The sequence below is a fragment of the Silicimonas lutimaris genome (genome assembly GCF_047314965.1).
Lineage (GTDB): Bacteria > Pseudomonadota > Alphaproteobacteria > Rhodobacterales > Rhodobacteraceae > JAVJUV01.
The window spans coordinates 312,100-332,954 of the sequence record NZ_JBLBVK010000058.1; the positions used below are offsets into that span (position 1 = coordinate 312,100).

19 protein-coding genes and 1 tRNA gene are annotated in these 20,855 nt (G+C 61.3%); 15 read left to right on the forward strand and 5 right to left on the reverse strand.

The genetic code is table 11. The annotated features are described in order from the left end of the window. Nucleotides 1-870, forward strand: coding sequence for a polysaccharide deacetylase family protein (locus ACKLNI_RS21155; RefSeq protein ID WP_413721094.1), 870 nt, complete (start codon nucleotides 1-3; stop codon nucleotides 868-870). Between the two features lie 539 nt (nucleotides 871-1,409). Here the strand turns inward: ACKLNI_RS21155 and ACKLNI_RS21160 are convergent. Further along, nucleotides 1,410-2,333, reverse strand: coding sequence for an aldo/keto reductase (locus ACKLNI_RS21160; RefSeq protein WP_413721095.1), 924 nt, complete (start codon nucleotides 2,331-2,333; stop codon nucleotides 1,410-1,412). Nucleotides 2,334-2,521: 188 nt separating this feature from the next. Here ACKLNI_RS21160 and ACKLNI_RS21165 point away from each other — a divergent pair, with 188 nt between their 5' ends. After that, on the forward strand, nucleotides 2,522-3,424 hold the full coding sequence (locus ACKLNI_RS21165; protein ID WP_413721096.1) for an AraC family transcriptional regulator: 903 nt from the start codon (nucleotides 2,522-2,524) through the stop codon (nucleotides 3,422-3,424). Between the two features lie 610 nt (nucleotides 3,425-4,034). On the opposite strand, the gene ACKLNI_RS21170 is transcribed toward ACKLNI_RS21165, so the two are convergent. Further along, nucleotides 4,035-5,810 (reverse strand): SLC13 family permease, encoded by a 1,776-nt coding sequence (locus ACKLNI_RS21170; protein WP_413721097.1) that lies wholly within the window; start codon nucleotides 5,808-5,810, stop codon nucleotides 4,035-4,037. 165 nt (nucleotides 5,811-5,975) lie between these two features. Then, entirely contained in the window at nucleotides 5,976-6,923 is a 948-nt protein-coding gene (locus ACKLNI_RS21175) for a LysR family transcriptional regulator (RefSeq protein ID WP_413721098.1), read from the reverse strand. 111 nt (nucleotides 6,924-7,034) lie between these two features. Here ACKLNI_RS21175 and ACKLNI_RS21180 point away from each other — a divergent pair, with 111 nt between their 5' ends. The 5 genes from ACKLNI_RS21180 (at nucleotide 7,035) to ACKLNI_RS21200 (ending at nucleotide 12,551) form a co-directional block, all read left to right on the forward strand. Further along, a complete protein-coding gene (locus ACKLNI_RS21180; RefSeq protein WP_413721099.1) occupies nucleotides 7,035-7,535 on the forward strand; it encodes a flavin reductase family protein in 501 nt (166 codons plus the stop codon). Beyond that, nucleotides 7,532-8,116 carry a carboxymuconolactone decarboxylase family protein gene (locus ACKLNI_RS21185; protein ID WP_413721100.1) on the forward strand — a complete coding sequence of 195 codons (585 nt, stop codon included), beginning with the start codon at nucleotides 7,532-7,534 and terminating at the stop codon, nucleotides 8,114-8,116. Before ACKLNI_RS21180 ends, ACKLNI_RS21185 begins: the two co-directional genes overlap by 4 nt. 300 nt (nucleotides 8,117-8,416) lie before the next feature. Then, the gene (locus ACKLNI_RS21190; RefSeq protein WP_413721101.1) at nucleotides 8,417-10,210 is read left to right on the forward strand and encodes an ABC transporter transmembrane domain-containing protein; all 1,794 of its coding nucleotides are present in this window, start codon (nucleotides 8,417-8,419) and stop codon (nucleotides 10,208-10,210) included. Nucleotides 10,211-10,338: 128 nt separating this feature from the next. Further along, a complete protein-coding gene (locus ACKLNI_RS21195; protein ID WP_413721143.1) occupies nucleotides 10,339-12,231 on the forward strand; it encodes an acyl-CoA synthetase in 1,893 nt (630 codons plus the stop codon). 110 nt (nucleotides 12,232-12,341) lie between these two features. Then, nucleotides 12,342-12,551, forward strand: coding sequence for a hypothetical protein (locus ACKLNI_RS21200; protein WP_413721102.1), 210 nt, complete (start codon nucleotides 12,342-12,344; stop codon nucleotides 12,549-12,551). 5 nt (nucleotides 12,552-12,556) lie between these two features. Here the strand turns inward: ACKLNI_RS21200 and ACKLNI_RS21205 are convergent, their stop codons facing one another. Then, the gene (locus ACKLNI_RS21205) at nucleotides 12,557-13,423 is read right to left on the reverse strand and encodes a Vgb family protein (protein ID WP_413721103.1); all 867 of its coding nucleotides are present in this window, start codon (nucleotides 13,421-13,423) and stop codon (nucleotides 12,557-12,559) included. Between the two features lie 110 nt (nucleotides 13,424-13,533). Between ACKLNI_RS21205 and ACKLNI_RS21210 the strand changes: the two genes are divergently transcribed. From ACKLNI_RS21210 to ACKLNI_RS21220, 3 genes are all read left to right on the forward strand, one after another. After that, nucleotides 13,534-15,141 (forward strand): alpha-amylase family glycosyl hydrolase, encoded by a 1,608-nt coding sequence (locus ACKLNI_RS21210; protein WP_413721104.1) that lies wholly within the window; start codon nucleotides 13,534-13,536, stop codon nucleotides 15,139-15,141. Between the two features lie 70 nt (nucleotides 15,142-15,211). Further along, nucleotides 15,212-15,814, forward strand: a complete 603-nt coding sequence (locus ACKLNI_RS21215; protein ID WP_413721105.1) for an HD domain-containing protein — start codon at nucleotides 15,212-15,214, stop codon at nucleotides 15,812-15,814. A gap of 157 nt (nucleotides 15,815-15,971) precedes the next feature. Next, nucleotides 15,972-16,559: a hypothetical protein gene (locus tag ACKLNI_RS21220; protein WP_413721106.1), complete on the forward strand. Its 588-nt coding sequence runs from the start codon at nucleotides 15,972-15,974 to the stop codon at nucleotides 16,557-16,559. A 224-nt stretch (nucleotides 16,560-16,783) separates the two neighbouring features. Here the strand turns inward: ACKLNI_RS21220 and ACKLNI_RS21225 are convergent. Further along, nucleotides 16,784-16,858 (reverse strand) — tRNA-Thr (locus ACKLNI_RS21225). Nucleotides 16,859-16,951: 93 nt separating this feature from the next. Between ACKLNI_RS21225 and ACKLNI_RS21230 the strand changes: the two genes are divergently transcribed. The 5 genes from ACKLNI_RS21230 (at nucleotide 16,952) to ACKLNI_RS21250 (ending at nucleotide 20,855) form a co-directional block, all read left to right on the forward strand. Continuing rightward, nucleotides 16,952-17,101, forward strand: a complete 150-nt coding sequence (locus ACKLNI_RS21230; RefSeq protein ID WP_413721107.1) for a hypothetical protein — start codon at nucleotides 16,952-16,954, stop codon at nucleotides 17,099-17,101. 2 nt (nucleotides 17,102-17,103) lie between these two features. Further along, nucleotides 17,104-18,372, forward strand: coding sequence for a UDP-N-acetylglucosamine 1-carboxyvinyltransferase (murA, locus tag ACKLNI_RS21235; protein ID WP_413721108.1), 1,269 nt, complete (start codon nucleotides 17,104-17,106; stop codon nucleotides 18,370-18,372). Then, nucleotides 18,369-18,848 (forward strand): DUF2948 family protein, encoded by a 480-nt coding sequence (locus ACKLNI_RS21240; protein WP_413721109.1) that lies wholly within the window; start codon nucleotides 18,369-18,371, stop codon nucleotides 18,846-18,848. Before murA ends, ACKLNI_RS21240 begins: the two co-directional genes overlap by 4 nt. Before the next feature lie 217 nt (nucleotides 18,849-19,065). Next, a complete protein-coding gene (hisD, locus tag ACKLNI_RS21245) occupies nucleotides 19,066-20,379 on the forward strand; it encodes a histidinol dehydrogenase (RefSeq protein WP_413721110.1) in 1,314 nt (437 codons plus the stop codon). Next, nucleotides 20,376-20,855 carry a UPF0262 family protein gene (locus ACKLNI_RS21250; RefSeq protein ID WP_413721111.1) on the forward strand — a complete coding sequence of 160 codons (480 nt, stop codon included), beginning with the start codon at nucleotides 20,376-20,378 and terminating at the stop codon, nucleotides 20,853-20,855. The genes hisD and ACKLNI_RS21250 overlap by 4 nt, the downstream gene beginning before the upstream one ends.

Here is a 20,855-nt window from a genome sequence, read left to right on the forward strand (position 1 = left end):
TTGGCGCTCTCGGATCGCATTCCGTACCAGGCCATTGTCGACCGTCCCAAACTGACCCTTCCGGATGGCAAGCGCATCGCGGTTTGGGTCATCCTGAATGTCGAGGAATGGCGGATAGAGGGCGCGATGCCGCGCACCGTTCTGCCGCCGCCCATGGGCCAACCGCTGCTGCCGGACGTGCCGAACTGGTCCTGGCACGAATACGGAATGCGCGCGGGCTTCTGGCGGCAACACGCCGCGCTGACGTCACGCGGAATACCCGTGACCATGGCCATCAACGGCAATGTCTGCCGGTCCTATCCGCGCGTCGCCCAGGCCGGCGTCGATGCGGGCTGGGAGGTCATGGGGCATGGCTTCCTGCAAGGTCCGATGCACCGTCTCGAAGACCAGAGAAAAGCGATTCACGATGCGATGGACACGATCGAAGCCTTCGCGGGCACGCGTCCACGCAGTTGGGAAAGCCCCGGCCTGACCGAGACGGAAGAGACGCTGGACCTTCTGCGCGAGGCGGGGGTCGAGTATGTCGCCGACTGGGTCATCGACGATCTTCCACAGGATATCGAGACGCCCCATGGGCTGATCACGTCGATCCCCTATACCGTCGAGGTGAACGACATCACGGTCTACGCGTTGCAGCAGCATGACTCCGAGGTCTTCCTCAGCCGTGGCAAACGCCATTTCGACCGGCTCTATGCCGAGGCGGCGGAAAACGCGCGGGTTATGGCGATCTCGATCCATCCCTATATCACGGGCGTGCCACACAGGATCGGGGCGCTGGAGGACCTGCTCGATTATGTCGGCGGGCACGAGGGCGTCGCGTGGATGACGGCCAGCGAGATCGGCGACTGGTATCGGGGGCAGATGGGCTAGGGCAGGGTGCCCGGCCGCTTCGCCATTTGAGACATTCACCGGAAAAAAGCCGCGCGGGTCTGCAAGACCTGCGCGGCTCTCTCTTTCCGGGGACGCGACTCCCGTCGACGGCCGCTCCAGAAACCGTTGCTTGTCCTCGACGGCGAGTTGATCGGTTTCCCACCGGTGGCCGATCCAACCATGGAGCCAACGGAAATGTCCGACTCCGCGAAGGCTATATCAACGTACAATCTCAATTCGGGGTCTCTTGATGACTGGCTTCTTTTCGTGGAACTGACAGGACCAGCGCCTCCCCGGCACGGCGATCAAGGCGAAACGGATCGCGAAACTCCCGACGATCACGGAAGCGGCTGTGGGCACGCCGGCTCGCAAGCTGTCGTGCCATGTCTGGTCCAATTTTTAGGTGGTTGTTCTGTATGATTTGATAAAGCCTTGATCTTGGTGTCGAAAGCGGAAGAGGGGCTCCCTCGGACGCATTCGGAAAGGTGAACGAGAGTGGGGCCACCCATCCGCTTCCGTTGATGCCGCGAGGGTTTCCCTCAGCCCAGGAAGCGCGGGTCTCCCGTGGCCCATGCAACGCCGTCGCCCCGGTCCATCGTCTCGATCAGTGCCATGTCGGCGGCGTCGATCTCGAAACCGAAGAGGTCGATGTTCTGGCGCATCCGCATTGGGTTCAGGCTTTTCGGCAGAACGGCGAAACCCTTCTGTACCCCCCAGCGCAGCAGCACCTGAGCCTCTGTCACTCCATACTTCGCGGCCATCGCCTTGAAGGGCGAGGCGGCATTGGCGCCGGCGGCCTGCATGTCTGCCGTCTTCGCGCTGTCTTGCCCGGGTTCGGCGCGCCATGTCGAGAGGGGCACAAGCGAGCTGTAGGCGATGGGTGCGATACCGTTCGCCGCCATGACGCCGAGAAGCTCGGGCTTCTGAGACCAGGGGTGCAGTTCGATCTGGTTGTACTCCGGCATCGGCAGGCCCGCAGCGCGGATTTCCTCGATATGCGCTTCGGTATAATTGCTGACGCCAATGGACCGCACCTTGCCCTTTGCCTTGAGGTCCACGAGCGCGCCCCACTCGTTCACCCGTTCGGCCCCGCCGGACGGAGCATGGATCAGGTAGAGGTCGACATAGTCGAGCCCCAGTGCTGTGCGCGACGTCTCGAAGGCCGCCATGGTTTCGTCGTAGCCCTTCGGTGCGTCACCCCAGGCCGGATTTCCGGGCCAGAGCTTTGTGGTCACGAAGATGTCCGCACGGTCCAGCCCGGTCGCAGAGAGACCACGGCGGATACCTTCACCAACGCCGGCTTCGTTGTGATAGCCTGCGGCGGTGTCTATATGGCGATACCCTGCTTCGATTGCCGCGGCGACGGCGCTTGGGGCGGCGTCATCAGCGATCAGATAGGTGCCGAATCCGACGAAGGGCAGGCCGCTCTCGGTTTTGGGGGTGTCATTGGAGTGGCTGTTCATCTGTGATCTCCCGTTTGCACCCGACGCTTCGGATGGATTTGACTGATAGGAGATCCAATAAACAATAATTCACATGTTTTCTTTTCTCGGACTCCACATAACTTGCCTGATTATCCAAATGTTCAGAAATTTGTTAAATACGCCTTTAGTCGTGCTATGCCCATTCAAACGAACTGGAAGAAGGGCCGATGCAGGTGGAACCTATTCAGGTGGCGCGCGAAATGGTTATTGCCGACTCGGCGGATGGTGTGACGCCGGTTGGACTGGGCGAAGCCGTCATCCTTCGGCGCGACCACCCCTCGGACATTGAGGGAACGCTTTATCGACCTTTGCTCTGCCTGATCCTGCAGGGTGCCAAGGAGGTTACATCGGGCTCGTTGTCGGTTCATTGCCCTGCCGGGAACGCAATTGTGGTGAGCCATGACCTGCCGGTTCTGTCACGCATCACCCAAGCGTCACCGGATGAGCCCTATGTCGCTGTCGTGCTGCCCATCGATCTTGGTCTCCTCCGAAGTTTTTTCGATCACATGCCCGACTTCGCGGACGGAGATGAAGACGCAGGAGCGCTCTTGTCTTACAAGGCGGAACCGGCCTTGCTGGATGCCGCGGCACGCCTCCTCGCGCTGTCCCGCGATGCCGGCGCCGCGCCGCTTCTGGGCCCGATCCTTCTTCGGGAGATACACGCGCGGCTGCTTCTTTCTACGCAAGGCGCCATCCTTAGGCGGTTCTTGCGCCGCGACGATCCTTCGAACCACGTATCTCGGGCGATTGCTTCTATTCGATCTTCCATCGACGCGCCGCTATCGGTATCTGCGTTGGCCGAACATGCCGGTATGAGCAAGTCGTCCTTCCACGCGCATTTCAAAGCGGTCACGGGGTTGACCCCGGGGCAATACCAGAAGGACATCCGATTGCTGGAGGCGCGGCGACTTGTCTTGGAGGGTAAGAAGGCCATCTCCTCGATCGCATTCGATGTCGGCTACGAAAGCCCGGCGCATTTCAGCCGGGACTACTCGCAAAAGTTCGGACATTCGCCGCGCGAAGATCGCAACAGAGAGCATCGCATCTTGGGTGTGGTCGAGACCGCATGATCGTTTTTCCGACTTGAGGTCGGCGAGCCGGCGCATCTGCTTGTCCGAGAGGCCAACGGGGAGATGGAGTGGGCAAGGCGCCCGTCAGTTTGAGGAAAACCAACATTTCGCATGAGAAAATAAATGGTTACGATCTCCGTCGCCGCCTGCCGTCTTTCCCGATTGCCCCGTGAGAGAAGGGAGCAGCCGCCATGTTCCTCGCAACAACGCTTCTCAACGTTTTGCGCTCTACCGGTGCCCCTTGGCTTTCGATGCCGGCCTCAACGGCTTTCTCTGGTGATTGGACCGGAGTCCGCGACGGAGGCCAGCTTGGGTAGAAGGATCACGAAATCTACCTGGACGAGACTGTTGGCCCGAACCCGGCAGGCTGTGTCATGCGCGAAGGCTCCGGGGGAACCTGGGGTGATCACGTTGGATATGACCGTGATCCCGGTGATTGGGTGATCGGTGCCCGTGCTGACGCGGACCCCTCGAACGTCGATATGGCAAGCGCAGTTGGTGGCCCCTACATTCCTTACGGCAAAGAGAGCCATGCGGCCGAGACTGCGTTTCGGCGACGATGCGATTGTCCTATCGCTTCTGATCGGCTTTCCCTTGGTTGGACCGAGCCCTACAGTGGCCACACCACCAGGATTGCCGGCATGGCGACTGCGATAACCAGAATCTCCAGCGGCAGGCCCATGCGCCAGTAGTCTCCGAACTGATACCCGCCAGGGCCCAGAATGATCGTGTTGTTCTTGTGCCCGATCGGCGTGAGGAACGCGCAGGACGCCGCCACGGCAACGGCCATCAGCCAGGCGTCCGGGTTCGTTCCCGTCGACGCCGCCATCGTCAGCGCAATCGGGGCGGCGATCAGTGTGGTCGCCACGTTGTTCAGGAAATCCGACAGGGTCATCGTCACGACCATCAGCACAAGAAGCGACACCCACGCCGGGTATCCCTCTGTGATTGCGAGGATCTGGGATGCGATCAGTTCCGCACCGCCGGTCCTTTCAAAGGCGGCGGCCAGCGGTATGAGGCTTGCCAGCAGAACGATGACTTTCCACTCGATCGACTCGTAAACCTCGCGCCCCGACACCAGCCCGACGACCACGAAACCGATCACGGCGGCGGCCAGCGTGACCGGCAGCGACGCCCACCCAAGTACCGCCACACCGATGGCGGCCAGGAAGATGCCCACTGACAGCCCTGCCTTCGAACGCTGCACCACCTGTGTCTCGCGGCCCTCGATCGGAAGGACACCCAGCCACGCTGTGGCGGCGGCCACGCGTTCGGGCGTGCCCAGCAGCAGCAGCACGTCACCCGGGCGGATGGTCAGAAGACGGACGCGGTCGCTGAACTGCTGACCGTTCCGGGAAACCCCGAGAAGCGTCACCGAATGCTGGTAGAGGAGGCGGAGGCTGCGCGCGGTGCGCCCCGCGATCCGCGAGTCCTCGGGGACGATGGCCTCGGTCAGGGTCAGGCTGCCCGAGGTCACGCCTCCGGCGTGCTGTTCGGCCCCCGCGAACTCCAGTTCGGCCTGTCCCATGAAGGTTTCGATCGCCTTGGGCTCTCCCTCGACCACGATGAAGTCACCCGGCCGGATTTCGTTTCGCGCGGCGAAGCCCGGCAAGCGCTTGCCGCGCCTGACGAGGCCCAGGATATGCAGGTCGTGCTCGTCGGCCAGCGGATAGAGCGCGGCCACGGTCGTGCCTTCCTTCACGGCCTTGTCGCCGACCCGCAGCTCCGCGATGTATCGGCCTTTCGAAAACTCCTCCTCGTGCTCCAATGCACCCTTGCGGTCAGGGAGAAACCGCCAGCCGATCAGCGACACGAAGGCGATCCCGGCGATTGCGACAGCAAGGCCGACGGGAACGAAATCGAACATGCCGAATGACTCTCCCAGAGCGTCCTGACGGTACTCGGCGATGACGATATTTGGTGGCGTGCCGATCAGCGTGATCATCCCGCCCAGAATCGTTGCGAAAGACAATGGCATCAGTGTCCGGCCCACGGCGCGCTTGGCCCGCGCCGCCGTCTCGACGTCAAGCGGCATCAGGATAGCCAGCGCCGCCACGTTGTTGATCACGGCCGAGATGCCCGCTCCGACCACGGCCATGACCGCTATATGCAGGGGCAGGGGCCGGTCGGCGTTGAGAAGCCGTGCGGCCAGCTTCTCGATCGCGCCCGACGCGATCAGCCCCCGCGAGACGATCAGCACCAGCGCGATGATCGCCACCGCCGAATGGCCGAACCCGGAAAAGACCTCCTCTTTCGGTATGGTGCCCAGTGCCGACGCCAGGACCAGCGCGCCAAAGGCCACGAGATCATATCGGATCCGTCCCCAGATCAGCAGTGCGAACAGCACCGCGAAGATGGCGAAGATCAGGGTCTGGTCACTGGGCATCGCGTTCCCCATTTACCGGTTCACCTTGGTTAGTCCGGATCACGGGTGAACGCAAAGAACCGAAGGGAGTTTCCTTGCACTTGGGCCGAGGGGACCTCTCTCGCCGCCATCTTGGATGTTCCTCAACGGACACGGCGTGGTGTTCGGCCTCGGGCACGGTCGGTATCACCCTCGGCCTTCGACGGCGGCGTCCCAGTCTTCGCGAATTTCCAGCGCTGCGGATTTGAGGTGCTCGAACATCAACTCCGCGGCGCGGCTCAGCGCCACTTCGGCCTTCTGGACGATCACATAGTCGGTGCGGATCGACGGCTCGATCAGCGGGTGCAGTTTGCGCCGTTCGCCGGGCAGGTCGGTATGGCAGATGGCGGCAGGCAGGATGGCGCACCATCCGCCGCTCGCGATCAGTTCCAGCGTGCCAAGCATCGCATCCATGTCCATAACCTCGCCCGGTTCGACGCCGTGGCTGGTGAAATACTGCTCCAGCCCGCGCCGGCGGACATTGATGGAAGACGGAAGGATCAGGTTCAGACCATTGAGGTCTGCCGGCCGTACCGGGTCAAGGTGCCGATGTCCGGGCAAGGCGTCCGGAGATGCCGCCAGAACTTCACTGTCAGAGGCCAGGTAGGTTGCCTTGAGGCCGCTCAACAGGTCGCCGGCGGGAACCGCTGCCCAGTCCAGTTCTCCCATCGCCACCCGGCGCATGAGCGAAAAGGAGTATTCCTCGATCACCGAAACCTCGACATCCGGATAGGCGGTGCGAAACTGGCCCATCGCGCGGGGCAGAACCGCGCGCGTCAGGGTCGGAATGACACCAAGCCGGATCGCGCCCGAGACGCTGCGGTCAAGCGAGTCTATCTTTTCTTCCAGTTCGAAGAGGGATTTCAGAACATGCCGCCCGCGCTCGTACACGATCTCGCCGGCGGGTGTCAGTTCCAGGGCACCCTTGCCGCGTTTCAGAAGCGGTCTGCCAAGAATCGTCTCCAGTTTCTTGACCTGCGTGGACATGCCCGACTGCGTCGCATTCTCGCGATCCGCCGCCCGGCTGAAGGACTGCTCCTCATAGACGGCAAGCAGGGCCTGAAGGCTGCGTATGGTGATTTTGGGCGCTGGCATGATCCGGCTTTACTATACGATTTTCGAATAAAGAAAATGCCAAATCATCATTTTGAAAGATGTTGATGCCGCACTATCTTCCGACTTGTCATCAAAATCAAAGGTTGTGACATGCTGGATGCCACTGAGGATTTCACGAAACGGCTGCGGAGCGCGTTCGGTTGCTTTGCGTCTGGCGTGACCGTCGTCACTCTGCGCGATACCGCAGGAACACCCACGGGGATCACCGTGAATTCATTCTCGTCCCTCAGCCTCGATCCTCCACTTCTCCTCTTCTCGGTCGGATCGCAGCAGGTAAGCTGCCGCTGGTTCGAAGCCGGCGCCCCCTTCACGGTCAACGTGCTGGCTGCGGATCAGGAGAAACTTGCCTGGCAGTTCGCCAAGCCGTTGAAAGACAAGTTCGAAGGCGTGGGTTGGCGGGAAGGCGTCAACGGCGCGCCCGTGATCGAAGGAACGCTTGCCAGCTTCCAGTGCCGCAAGTGGTCGATCATGGAGGGCGGAGACCACAAGATCGTCGTTGGCGAGATCGTTGATTTCGGTGCTACCGACGGTGACGCTCTCACCTTCTTCCGTGGCTCGATGCAGCAACTTCCGCACAGCAGCGCAGCTTGAAGAAACCACGCTATCCGAAAATCGTCGAGGCCGCGCTGACCCCGCGTCAGCGCGAGGTCTATGACAGGATCGTGTCTGGTCCGCGGGGCGAGGTCCGCGGGCCGCTGCGGGTCTGGCTGCATTCGCCGGAACTGGCCGATCGGGCGCAGGCCCTTGGCGGCTTTGTCCGCTACGACACCCTGTTGCCTCCGCTTCTCTCCGAACTCGCGATCCTCGTCACGGCAAGGCTGTGGTCCTCGGGCTTCGAATGGGCGCACCATGCACCCATTGCCGAACGTGCAGGGCTGGATAGCGAGATCATCGCGGCGATCGGGCAGGGGCTGACACCGGCCTTTGCCGATGCGGTTCAAAAAGCGGTGTTCGACGTGGCGGTGGAGCTTCACCGCGACCGCAAGTTGACGGACGCCACCCATGACGCCGCGCTTGAGGCGCTTGGACGACAAGGCCTCGTCGATCTTGTGGGGATCTGCGGCTACTACACGCTGATCTCGATGACGATCAACGCATTTGAGGTGCCGGTCGACGAAGGCCCGTTGCTACCGCAGGTCGACGTTCCAGCCGAGCAGATGTTCAAAGAATAATTGCGGTTTTTCGGGGTCAGGGAGTCGACTTGGCGAAAATCGACCGTTTGATCGGTGCCGCCAGGCGCACCTGCCGATGGAGCACTTTCTTCCGTTCCACCACAAATCCTATTGAATAATAGTGTCCCGCTCTCGCCCGCCGGCCAGAGCGGTGCAGAGGCGTCGAATCCGGTGGGTCGAATGCCGGGCTGGCATGCTTGCGGGAGTTCCGTTTCGCGCAAATGCAGGGTGCTCCGCGTTCATGCCGGGTTGTGACCGTCCCGCGCTGGGGTTATTTCGATTCTGCAACGAGGGGAACCGATGGCAGACAGCGCCGCGACATTGAACGAGGAACGCGCGAAATCGAAGAACGTGCGCGCATTAAGTGCGCTCTGGCCGTTTCTTGCGCCCTACAAGGCTTTGCTCGCCGCCGCGATGCTGGCGCTGGTGACAACGGCGATGATCTCGCTCATCCTGCCCTTGGCGGTCCGCCGTGTGGTTGACGGGTTCGAAACCTCGGCCGAGTCGCTTCTCGACAGCTATTTCACGGCGGCATTGGGTATCGCGCTCCTGCTCGCGCTGGGCACGGGGCTTCGCTATTATCTCGTCACCCGGCTGGGCGAGCGTGTCGTGGCCGATATCCGCAAGGCCGTTTTTGATCGCATGATCGGGATGAGCCCGGCATTCTACGAAAAGATCATGACCGGTGAGGTCCTGAGCAGGATTACCACCGATACGACTTTGATCCTTTCGGTCATCGGCTCGTCCATCTCCATAGCGCTCAGAAACTTCCTGATCCTGATCGGCGGGCTTACGCTCCTGTTCGTCACGTCGCCCAAGCTGGCGGGCCTCGTTCTCCTGATCGTGCCCTGCATCATTGTTCCGATCGTGGTGCTGGGCCGCCGTCTCAGGGTCCTGTCCAGGGAAAACCAGGACTGGATCGCGGCGTCTTCGGGCAACGCCTCCGAAGCGCTGCTCTCGGTGCAGGCCGTGCAGGCCTATACCCACGAAACTCCCAGCCGCGCTCGTTTCGCCGACGTGACGGAACGTTCGTTCGATTCCGCGCGCAAGCGTATAGGAACGCGGGCGATCATGACGGTGATCGTCATCAGCCTTGTCTTCGCGGGGATCGTCGGTGTGCTTTGGATCGGCGCGCGCGACGTCCGTGCCGACGCGATGAGCGTGGGCGAACTGGTGCAATTCGTCATTTATGCCGTTCTCGTCGCGGGCGCCGTGGGCGCTCTCTCCGAGATCTGGGGCGAGCTTCAGCGCGCGGCGGGTGCGACCGAAAGGCTGGTCGAGTTGCTGACCGCGGAAGACAGCGTCAAGGACAAGGCCCAAACGGTTCCGGCTCCCGAGAGGGTTGCCGGTGCGGTCGCGTTCGAAAATGTCGTGTTCCACTATCCCGCACGGCCGGAAACGGCAGCTCTGAACGACGTCTCCTTCACCCTGGAGCCCGGCGAGACCGTCGCGCTCGTCGGACCATCCGGGGCGGGCAAGACGACGGTTATCCAGCTTCTCCTTCGGTTCTACGACCCGGATGGCGGGCGCATTACCATCGACGGTCACGACCTGACCGATATGGCGCGGGCGGACTTCCGTCGTCACCTCGCGCTGGTGCCTCAGGACCCGGTGATCTTCGCGGCCACGGCGCGCGAGAACATTCGCTTCGGCCGTCCCGACGCCGCGGACGCCGAGATCGAGGCGGCCGCCAAAGCGGCCGCGGCGCACGATTTCCTGGTTGCCCTGCCTCAGGGGTACGACACCTATGTCGGCGAGCGCGGCGTGATGCTCTCGGGCGGCCAGAAACAGCGCATCGCCATCGCCCGGGCGATCCTTCGCGATGCACCCATCCTGCTTCTTGACGAGGCGACATCCGCGCTGGATGCCGAAAGCGAGCGCGCGGTCCAGGAGGCTGTCGAAAAGCTGTCCCGTGATCGCACGACCATCGTCGTTGCGCACCGTCTGGCGACCGTGAAGAAGGCCGACCGCATCCTTGTGTTCGAGAATGGCCGGATCGTCGCGAGCGGAACCCATGACAGTCTCGTGGCGGACGGGGGCCTCTACGCGCGCCTTGCGCGGCTCCAGTTCACCGAAGGCATGGCGGCGGAATAGCACACTGACGTTGCGTTTCTTCGTATTCGCCCGCTTGCGTCGCGGGTCTTTACCTTTACAGTTTTTGGAAGGGTGTGCAGGCGCCTCGGGGAGCAGGTGGTCGGGGAGGACCAAACCGAATGAAACAGATGGATTTCTCGTCTCTGGACGCCCGCAATTCTATCGAAAACGAAATGCCCTGGGAGGCCCGCGACAAGGCGAAAAGCGTCTATGGCATGCTCAGCCGCACGGCAGAAAGGTTCCCCACACGTAACGCGATCAGCTACCAGCTGCTTTCCGGGCCGACCGACCGGGCCGAGACGCTGACATGGGCGGACCTGCATCGAAAGACCACTCAGGCCGCAAATCTCTTCCGCTCGCTCGGCGTCGGCGAGAATGACGTCGTCGCCTACCTCCTGCCCAATGCGACCGAGACGGTGATCACGCTGCTGGGCGCTTGCGTCGCCGGAATTGCCAATCCGATCAACCCGCTTCTTGAACCCGAGCAGATCGGCTCGATCCTGCGCGAAACCAACGCGAAGGTCCTGGTCACGCTCAAGGCATTCCCCAAGACGGACGTTCCCCAGAAGGCGGCGGAGGCCGTAAAGCTGGCGCCCAATGTCACTACCGTACTCGAGGTGGATCTCAACCGTTATCTCTCGCCGCCCAAGTCCTGGATCGTTTCGCTGATCCGGCCGAAGAACCCGGTCAGTCACAAGGCGAAGGTCCTCGACTTCAACGCCGAGATCGCAAGACAGAACACCTCGCTTGATTTCGCCGAGTCCGCCGAAGACCGTGTTGCTGCATATTTTCACACCGGCGGCACGACCGGCATGCCGAAAGTTGCGCAGCATCTGAATTCGGGGATCGTCTACAACGGCTGGCTGGGCGACGCGCTTCTCTTCGACGAGACGTCGGTCGTGATGTGCCCGCTGCCGCTCTTCCATGTCTTCGCCTGTCACGTGATCCTCATGGCCGCGCTGACCTCCGGCGCCCACGTCGTCTTCCCGACACCTCAGGGCTATCGTGGCGACGGCGTTTTCGACAATTTCTGGAAACTGATCGAACGCTGGAAAGTCACGTTCATCATCGGCGTCCCGACGGCGCTCTCCGCTCTGATGCAGCGCCCGGTCGATGCCGACATCTCCACCGTGAAGACGGCGTTCTCCGGCTCTTCGCCCTTGCCGGTCGAACTGTACAAACGCTTCGAGAAAGCTACCGGCGTCGAGATCATCGAAGGTTACGGGCTGACTGAAGCCACTTGCCTTGTCTCGATCAACCCCCTGGGAGGGATGAAGAAAATCGGATCGGTGGGAATTCCGTTCCCGTATACCGACGTGAAAATTCTGATCGGTACTCCCGAGGGTGTCAGGGAATGCGGTCCCGACGAAGTCGGCGAAATCTGCGTTTCCAATCCCGGTGTCCATGCGGGCAATACCTATACCCAGCCCGAGAAGAATGCCGAACTTTACCACGAAGTCGGAAATCGGACCTACCTTCGCACCGGCGATTTGGGGCGGATCGACACTGATGGCTACATCTTCATCACCGGCCGCGCGAAAGACCTGATCATTCGTGGCGGTCACAACATCGACCCGGCCGAGATCGAAGAGGCGCTGGCCGGGCATGAAGCTGTCGCGATGGTTGGCGCAATCGGTCAGCCCGACGCGCATTCGGGTGAACTTCCCTGCGCCTATGTCGAACTGGTGGCAGGAGCGAATGTTTCGACGGACGAACTTCTCAGCTACGCTCGCGAAAAGATCGCAGAGCGCGCGGCGCTGCCGAAGCATATCGAAATCCTCGCGGAACTTCCGAAAACCGCCGTGGGCAAGGTATTCAAGCCAGATCTTCGGCGCCGCGCGATTACGCGGGTTTTCGATGCGACACTGAAGGAAGAGGGGCTGGACGCGAGGGTCGCCGAGGTGATCGAGGACAAGAAGCGGGGCCTGGTCGCTCGGATTGCCGGAAGAAACGCCGGGAACGAGCAAAAAGTCTCGGAGCTTCTGGGCGCGTTTCCCGGATACTGGGAGTGGAAGGACTGATCGCTAAAGTCCAAGACAAACGCCCAATTTTTGCCCTATTTCAACGGCTGTTTGACGTATTGCGGCCTCATTTTCCGGACATTCTATCCATGCGATTGGAGGAATGTCTCGTGATCTTAGTTTACCTGATTGTCAGCATGATGGCCGCTTTCGCGATGTCCATAACCGCCTACGGCGTCACCGGTTCGATACTTCTCGCTTTTCTCACATATTGCGCGACAGGATCGATAGTCCTGATGGCGGTATTCATCTCCGGGTACCTTGCCCATGACGAAGACGACGCCAGCCAGCAGGAACAGCGGCTCTATCCCGCCGAATAAGTTCGTCAGTTCAGCACGACGGAATATCTCACGATCCGGTTGTTGTCGGAATCGCTGAAGAAAAATCGGCTTCCATCCACAGCCACGCCTTCCGGATCGTCGAACTTACCCGGACCCAATCCCGGCAGCCCGTCTCCAATCACACCCAGCAATGCGCCACCGCCGGGGCCATCGGGATCGATCAGCAGCACCCGGTGCGCATCCTGATCTGCCACGACCAGATGTCCGAACTCCGTGACGTCGAGGTATCGGGGCCCGATGAACCCGAATTTTCGATCGTCGATGATCTGCAGGCGCTCCAGCTCGGCCGAATACTTCACCAGCCTCCGGTTCGCGTTGTCTGCGACCCATATGCTGCCATCGGGCGCTTCGGCGACGTCATGCGCGCCCGGATGTCCTTCGACCCCGGCCACGAATTCCAAGCCGCGAAAGCGGACCAGAGCGCCGAAGCCGCTGGCCATGACGTAGAGGTCCCCGTTCGAGTGCATCAATGCGCCTTCGGTCCGCGCGGCCTGTACACCGATGTCGGGCGGGTCCTTCAGAACATCCAGGCTCTCGTAGATAGCCACCGCATTCGCCCCGGTCACCGCGACCGCAACCGAGCCATCGGGGCCGAATGAAATATCATGGACGCCGGGCAGATAACCTTCGCCCAGCATCTCGATCAGTTCCAGTGTGTCCGGGTCGAAAACGGCAATCCGCGCGCCGAACTTGTCGGCGACGTACAGCCGACCATCCGGTCCGATGGCAAGGTCATGGGGATCGGCCAGCACGGGTTCGCTGGCCAGATCGAAACTGGCGAAAGGGCCGGGCGCATCCTGTGCGCTGACCGGCATGGCAAGAAGGAAGGCCGTGATGGCTGCGTATCTCATGGGCGAATTCTATCAGCCCCGCAGCATTCTGTCTCGTGCCCGGTCTATTCCGATTGAAGCGGGCGACCAGACCGCTAGTGTCACCCGGCAGGACAGCAGCAGGTACCAAGATGAGCACTGACGACTGGTGGCGGCACGCCGTTATCTATCAGGTCTATCCCCGATCGTTCCAGGACGATGACGGCGATGGGGTGGGAGACCTGAACGGGATCACGCGGCGCCTCGATCACATCGCCTCGCTGGGCGTCGACGTGATCTGGCTCTCGCCCGTCTTCACCTCGCCCATGAAGGACATGGGCTACGACATCTCTGATCAGAAGGACGTCGACCCGCTGTTTGGGACGCTCGCCGACTTCGACCGTCTTTTGCACCGCACCCACGAATTGGGGATGAAGCTGATCGTCGACCAGGTCCCGTCGCACACCTCCGACCAGCACCCGTGGTTCGTCGAAAGCCGCGCCAGCCGCGACAATCCCAAGGCCGACTGGTACGTCTGGGCCGAAGCCAAACCCGACGGATCGCCGCCCAACAACTGGCTCAGCGTCTTCGGTGGCCCTGCCTGGACGTGGGACCCGAAGCGCCGCCAGTACTACCTGCATTCGTTCCTCGCCACGCAACCCCAAATGAACTTCCACAACGCAGAGGTCGTCGAGGCCAGTCTCGACGCCATGCGGTTCTGGCTGGAGCACGGTGTCGACGGCTTCCGCCTCGACAGCATCAACTACCCGTTCCACGATCCGCTTCTGCGCGACAACCCGGCCAAGGACAGCCCGACCGACGGCGACTGGGTCAACCCCTACAACGTCCAGAACCACGTCTACGACAAGACCCGCCCGGAAACGCCGGGCTACCTGGAAAAGGTCCGGGCGCTGCTCGACGAGTATCCCGGCACCATGAGCGTCGGCGAGGTGGGCGAGGGCTATCGCGCAGCGAAGATCATGGGCGATTACACGCGCGGGGATAAGCGCCTCCACATGGCGTACTCCTTCGAGATGCTGGGCCCCGATTTCTCGCCCGAGTTCTTCCGCAACTGCGTTGGCGGGTTCTTCGATCAGTCCGATGGCGGCTGGCCGTGCTGGGCCTTCTCGAACCATGACGTGATCCGGCATGTCTCGCGCTGGGCAACGGACGGCGACACCGATGCCGTGGCGCGACAGGCAATCGCGCTGCTGCTCAGCTTCGAGGGCGCGAAATGCCTCTACCAGGGCGAGGAACTTGGGCAAACTGAGACCGAACTATCCTACGACGAGATCGTTGATCCGCCGGGGCTCAAGTTCTGGCCCGAATACAAGGGGCGCGACGGCTGCCGGACACCTATGGTCTGGGAGGCAGCCGCAGCGAATGCCGGGTTCACCACGGGTACGCCCTGGCTGCCGGTCAAGCCACCCCAGGCGGCGCGAGCGGCGGACAGGCAGGAAGCCGATCGGGACTCGATCCTGCACCACTATCGCGCCGCGTTGAAATTCTACCGCGAGACCGATGCGCTTCGCGACACCGGGACAGAATGGATATCGCTGGAGGATCCCGTCTTGGCCTTCCGCAGGGGCAGGGACGCGGAACTGGCCTGCGTATTCAATCTTGCACCCGAACCGGCCGGCGTTCCGATCAGCAGCGACGCGCATCTCCTCGGCCCGTCTGTCGCGACGCTTGACGGCAAGGGGCTGCATCTTCCAGCCTATGGTTATGCCTGGCTGTCGGGTCGCCCGCGTTTCGGGTGATGCCGGTTTTCGGCGAGACAAAAGCCACGCATTCTCCATGCTTGGCCAAGAGACACCGGAGGGAAGCTCGATGACCCGCGAAGTATCGTTCACCCAGATGAAGGACGGCACGGCCGAGGACTATGCGCTGCTGGCCGAGCTGGAAAAACCATTCCTCAGGCTCACCGCGGACCGTGTTTTGTCCGAACTGGAGCGCCAGGGCGAGATGACGCTCGAAGGCTACAAGATCACCCGGCTGGAGCATGGCCTGCAATCGGCCACCCGCGCCGAGGAGGAGGGGGCGGATATCGACTGGATCGTCGGCGCGCTTCTCCATGACATCGGTGATGGGCTCGCCCCGCAGAACCACGACAGGATGTCGGCCGAAGTGATCCGGCCCTTCGTCCGCTGGGAGGTCGCCTGGGTGGTCGAGCACCACGGCATTTTCCAGATGCTCTACTACGGCCATCACTACGGTTGGGACAGGAACGCCCGCGACCGGTTCAGGGATCATCCCTGTTTTGACGCCTGCGCTGAATTCTGCGAGCGCTGGGACCAGTCATCCTTCGATCCCGGCTATTCCTCGAAACCGCTCAGCCATTTCGAACCGATGGTACGCGAGGTTTTCAGCCGCAAGGCCTACGACCCGGCAATCGTCCGGGAAGGCGAGGTCACGGGGCTTCCGCCGCTCTAAATGCGGTGCGCCGCCCTGTGGCCTGCGGGAAACAGAGCGGGACAGTCTTCCGTGGACGGGTGCGCTCGTACTGCTCCGCTTCGACCTCGGCAGGTCGCGGCAATCTACTGGCGTTCTGGAAGTTCTGGGTGGGTACGTTCTGCTGAATGGTGCGTTCATGTTGGTTCTGGTGCCGGCCCACGCAATTGGTGGCTGGTATTTCACCGATATGCTGACCGCGCTGAACCTCATCCTCATCCTTTTGGCCGCACCCCATCTCAGCAGACTCACGTCGCCTCGCGCGGCGCTCATGGTGCTGCCCTTTCTGGCAATCGCGACCTTTGCTGCGGCGCGAAACGCCAATCTTCAGGTCAAATACGAGCGGCCGACCAGCTATACGGTCGTGTTCAAGGAACTCTGCCAGAACAGCGCCGCCCTTAGGGCGCGACTGAAGGCTGTGGCCGAGGCAGAGGGGATCGCCGACATCAGGATCATCGACACCGCCGATGGGGCCTGTGCTTATTGCATGGAATTGCCGGCACTGGGGTTGACCGGTCTGGGAGATTCCTTGGAGTATCTTGCCGATCGTCGGGCCTCCTCGTTGTTCGAAGCAGCCGCAGGGCGGGGGCATGTCTTTGTCGGCAGCAGTCCAGTCAAATATGCGGCCTATCCCTTGAGAGAGACGGCTGCTGAAGACGGCTACAGCGCGCCGCTTCTCTTCGCGGAGGGATTGGTCGAGTTCTGGAAGATCGAACTGGCGCAATGAATCGGCCTTCACGTTCTGGCAACGTCGGTGAACCAAACGTGACCTTTCCGTCCCGAAAGTCGCTGGCCCGACCCGGTGCCATACACTTTGCCGACGTTTGCCATACGCTTTGCCGACCCGGCTTTTTTCGCAAACCTTCAGAAACGCCGGGCACACGATTCCAGTCGCATGCGATCTGCGAGTTCGGCCCTAAGCCGCTGTTTTGACTATGATGATTGGAGGAATGGTGCTGCCGGAGAGATTTGAACTCTCGACCTCTCCCTTACCAAGGGAGTGCTCTACCCCTGAGCTACGGCAGCGCCGGTGCAACAACGCCCGCGCGGGATAGTGGTTTTCCGCGTCTCGTGCAAGCGCAATCTGGACGCTTTTCCACCACTGCGGTAGGGAGGGCCATGAGCAAGAAAAACACGTCCCCGAAAGGCGGCAAGACCGTCTCGGAGCGCGAAGCACGTCTGAAAGCCGCGCTGAAGGCAAATCTTCAGCGGCGCAAGGCTCAGGCGCGCGCGCGTAACGGCGAGATGACAAACAACAAGGCAGGCTGAACATGGACTCGATTCTCGTGAAGGGCGGCGCTGAACTGCACGGCGAAATTCCTATCGCCGGTGCCAAGAACGCCTGCCTGACGCTGATGCCGGCGACCCTTTTGACTGAAGAACCTCTGACGTTGATGAATGCGCCAAGGTTGAGCGATATCAAGACGATGACGATGCTTCTTCAGTCGCTTGGCGCCGAGGTTCAGAGCCTGCAGAGCGGGCGGGTTATTGCCATGTCCTCTCTCGGTCCCGTCAAGACGCGAGCCGAATACGACATCGTTCGCAAGATGCGTGCGTCGAACCTCGTCCTTGGGCCACTTCTTGCGCGTGAGGGACATGCGGTGGTCTCGCTGCCGGGCGGTTGTGCGATCGGCGCACGGCCGATGGATATCCACATCCATGCACTCGAGGCGCTTGGTGCCGAAATCGAGTTGAAGGACGGCTATCTGCATGCCAAGGCCCACGGCGGCCTCAAGGGTGCGAGAGTACCACTTCGCTTCGCCAGCGTAGGCGCCACGGAAAACACCTTGATGGCCGCCACCTTGGCCAAGGGCACGACGGTGATCGAGAACGCCGCCCGTGAACCCGAGATCGTGGATCTCGCGGCTTGCCTGAGCAAGATGGGTGCGCAGATTGAAGGGGCAGGTACGTCGACGATTACGATACAGGGTGTCGATCGATTGGGCGGTGCAACTCATCCAGTCGTGACCGACCGGATCGAGTTGGGAACCTACATGCTGGCTCCGGCAATCTGTGGCGGCGAGGTCGAATGCATTGGCGGACGGATCGACCTTCTGGTGTCCTTCTGCGAAAAACTGGATGAAGCAGGGATTTCCATTACCGAAACAGACCGGGGACTGAAGGTTGCGCGGAAGAACGGACGGATCAACGCCGTGGACGTCAAGACAGCGCCATTCCCCGGTTTTCCAACCGACCTTCAGGCACAGATGATGGCGCTGCTTTGCACGGCAAGCGGCACTAGCCATTTGGAAGAAACGATTTTCGAAAACCGTTTTATGCATGCACCAGAATTGATGCGGATGGGTGCGAATATCGAGGTGCACGGCGGTACAGCGACCGTAGCAGGTGTGGAGCAGCTAAAAGGAGCGCCGGTCATGGCGACCGACCTGCGCGCATCGGTGTCGCTTATTCTTGCCGGCCTCGCCGCACGGGGCGAAACCCTCGTGAACCGGGTTTATCACCTTGATCGTGGCTATGAGCATGTCGAAGAGAAATTGGGGGCAGTAGGGGCCCGGATCGAAAGGGTGGCGGGTTCATGACCGAGGATGCGCGCTTCGAAGACGGAGGTGAACGCCCGTTGCGATTGAAGGCGCTTGAGCCCGAAGATCTGCCGGTGATCGCCGCGCTGATACAGGATGCGGTTTTCCCGGTCACCGAGATGCATTGGGACAGGAAGCGGCGGAGATTTGCTCTTCTTATCAATCGCTTTCGCTGGGAAGACAAATCCTCGGCCGAGCGGAGAGGTAGGGCTTTTGAGCGCGTGCAATCGGTTCTTGCATTCGAAGATGTGCTGACGGTGCAGACGCAAGGTTTGGATAGGTCGGACAAGGATTTGGTTCTGTCCTTGCTGACACTGACCTTCTCTCCCGGTGAAGACGCATCGGGGCGGCTTGAACTGACACTTGCGGGTGATGGAGCCGTGGCCGTCGACGTTGAAGCGCTTGAAGTGACGCTTCGGGATGTGACACGGCCCTATGTTGCACCATCACGAAGGGCTCCTGGACATCCAGAGTGATCATTCGAAAGCTGTGGCCCTGAGGATGCTCACTACGGCGCGAGATGTGCCGTTCCTTCTTTCCAAATTCCGGTTTTCTTTGTGCGGAACCGGTGCCGTTCCAGAACCTTTGTTTAGGTTTCAGCGGCCACCTGATCCTTGCGTGCTTGCAAGATTGGCCGATCCGGCTTGAGGCAAGGGCCCGCCAAGGCTATGTCGGGCGCAAAGGAAGACGTCCATGCCTCAGTTTCTGAATACTCGCGACCCAGACTTCGAAGATCGGTTTCAGGCGCTTTTGTCCATGAAGCGCGAAGATGCGCCGGATGTGGATGCGGCGGTTGCCGGGATCATTGCCGACGTACGCGCACGCGGCGATGAGGCGCTGATCGAACTGACGTCCAAGTTTGATCGTCTGGATCTCACTCCGGAAACCTTTGCTTTCTCAGAGGACGAAATTGACGCTGCCATAGCCGAGGTTCCCGAGGCAGAGCGCGCAGCGCTGGAGTTGGCGGCGGACCGCATCGCGGCGTATCACGAGCGCCAGTTGCCGCAGGACGAATCCTGGACCGATGAGGCGGGTGCTACTCTGGGGTGGCGCTGGACCGCAGTTTCTGCGGCCGGGCTTTATGTGCCTGGTGGTCTGGCGAGTTATCCGTCGTCGGTCTTGATGAACGCCATACCGGCCAAGGTGGCGGGGGTAGAGCGTCTGGTGATAACGGCCCCGACCCCGGATGGTAAGGTCAATCCACTCGTGCTTCTGGCCGCGCGCCTCTCCGGGATCGACACGGTCTATCGACTTGGTGGCGCGCAGGCTATCGCCGCGCTGGCCTACGGAACCAAGTCCATTCGCCCCGTCGACAAGATCACCGGACCGGGAAACGCATGGGTCGCTGCGGCCAAGCGGCGGGTTTTCGGCAAGGTCGGAATCGACATGATCGCGGGCCCCTCCGAAATTCTCGTGATTGCGGATGCAGACAACGATCCCGACTGGATTGCCATCGATCTTCTCAGCCAGGCAGAACATGACGAAAGCGCTCAATCGATCCTGATCACCACGTCTGAGCGCTTCGGGCGAGACGTGGCAGCATCGGTCGACAACTATCTGAAAGTCTTGGAGCGTTCTGGGATCGCGGGAAAGAGTTGGGAGACCAATGGCGCAATCATAACCGTACGGAACCTGGGCGAAGCGGCGGCGCTTGCCGACGACATCGCGCCCGAGCATCTTGAGCTTTGCGTCGCCAATCCCGAAGCGCTGTCAGAGAACATCCGGCACGCGGGCGCGATTTTCCTCGGTGCGTGGACACCGGAGGCGATTGGCGACTACGTGGGCGGCCCAAACCACGTGTTGCCGACGGCTCGGTCCGCGCGTTTCTCTTCTGGGCTTTCGGTCCTGGATTTCATGAAGCGTACGACCCTCGCCAAGATGACACCCGGCGCACTGGCGCGTATCGGGCCCGCGGCGGAAACCTTGGCCGGTAGCGAAAGTCTTGAGGCGCATGGCCTCAGTGTCAGGGCTCGACTGGACATGCTGAACGAGGAGGGCGACGAATGAGCAAAATTGCACATATCGAGATCGACGACAGCGCCCTTCCGCCACCGACGCCCGAAATCGAACAAGAGCGGAAGGTCGCCATTTTCGACCTATTGGAGGACAATAGCTTCAACCTTCCAGCACGAGATGGCCGCGAAGTACCCGACGGGCCATACCGTCTCATGCTTGCGATCCGGGACCGCCGTCTGGTTTTCGATATCCAGACCGAAGATGAACAGCAAGCGGCAGAGTTTCACTTGTCTTTGGGCCCGTTCCGGCAGGTGGTGAAGGACTACTTCCAGATTTGTGAAAGCTATTTCGACGCCGTGAAGAAATTGCCGCCCAGCCAAATCGAGGCGATCGACATGGCAAGGCGTGGTATTCACAACGAGGGCGCACGCGTTGTGCAGGAACGTCTGGAAGGCAAGGCCGAACTGGATATCGACACCGCGCGGCGGTTGTTCACGCTGATCTGCGTCCTGCATTTCGGGGGCTGA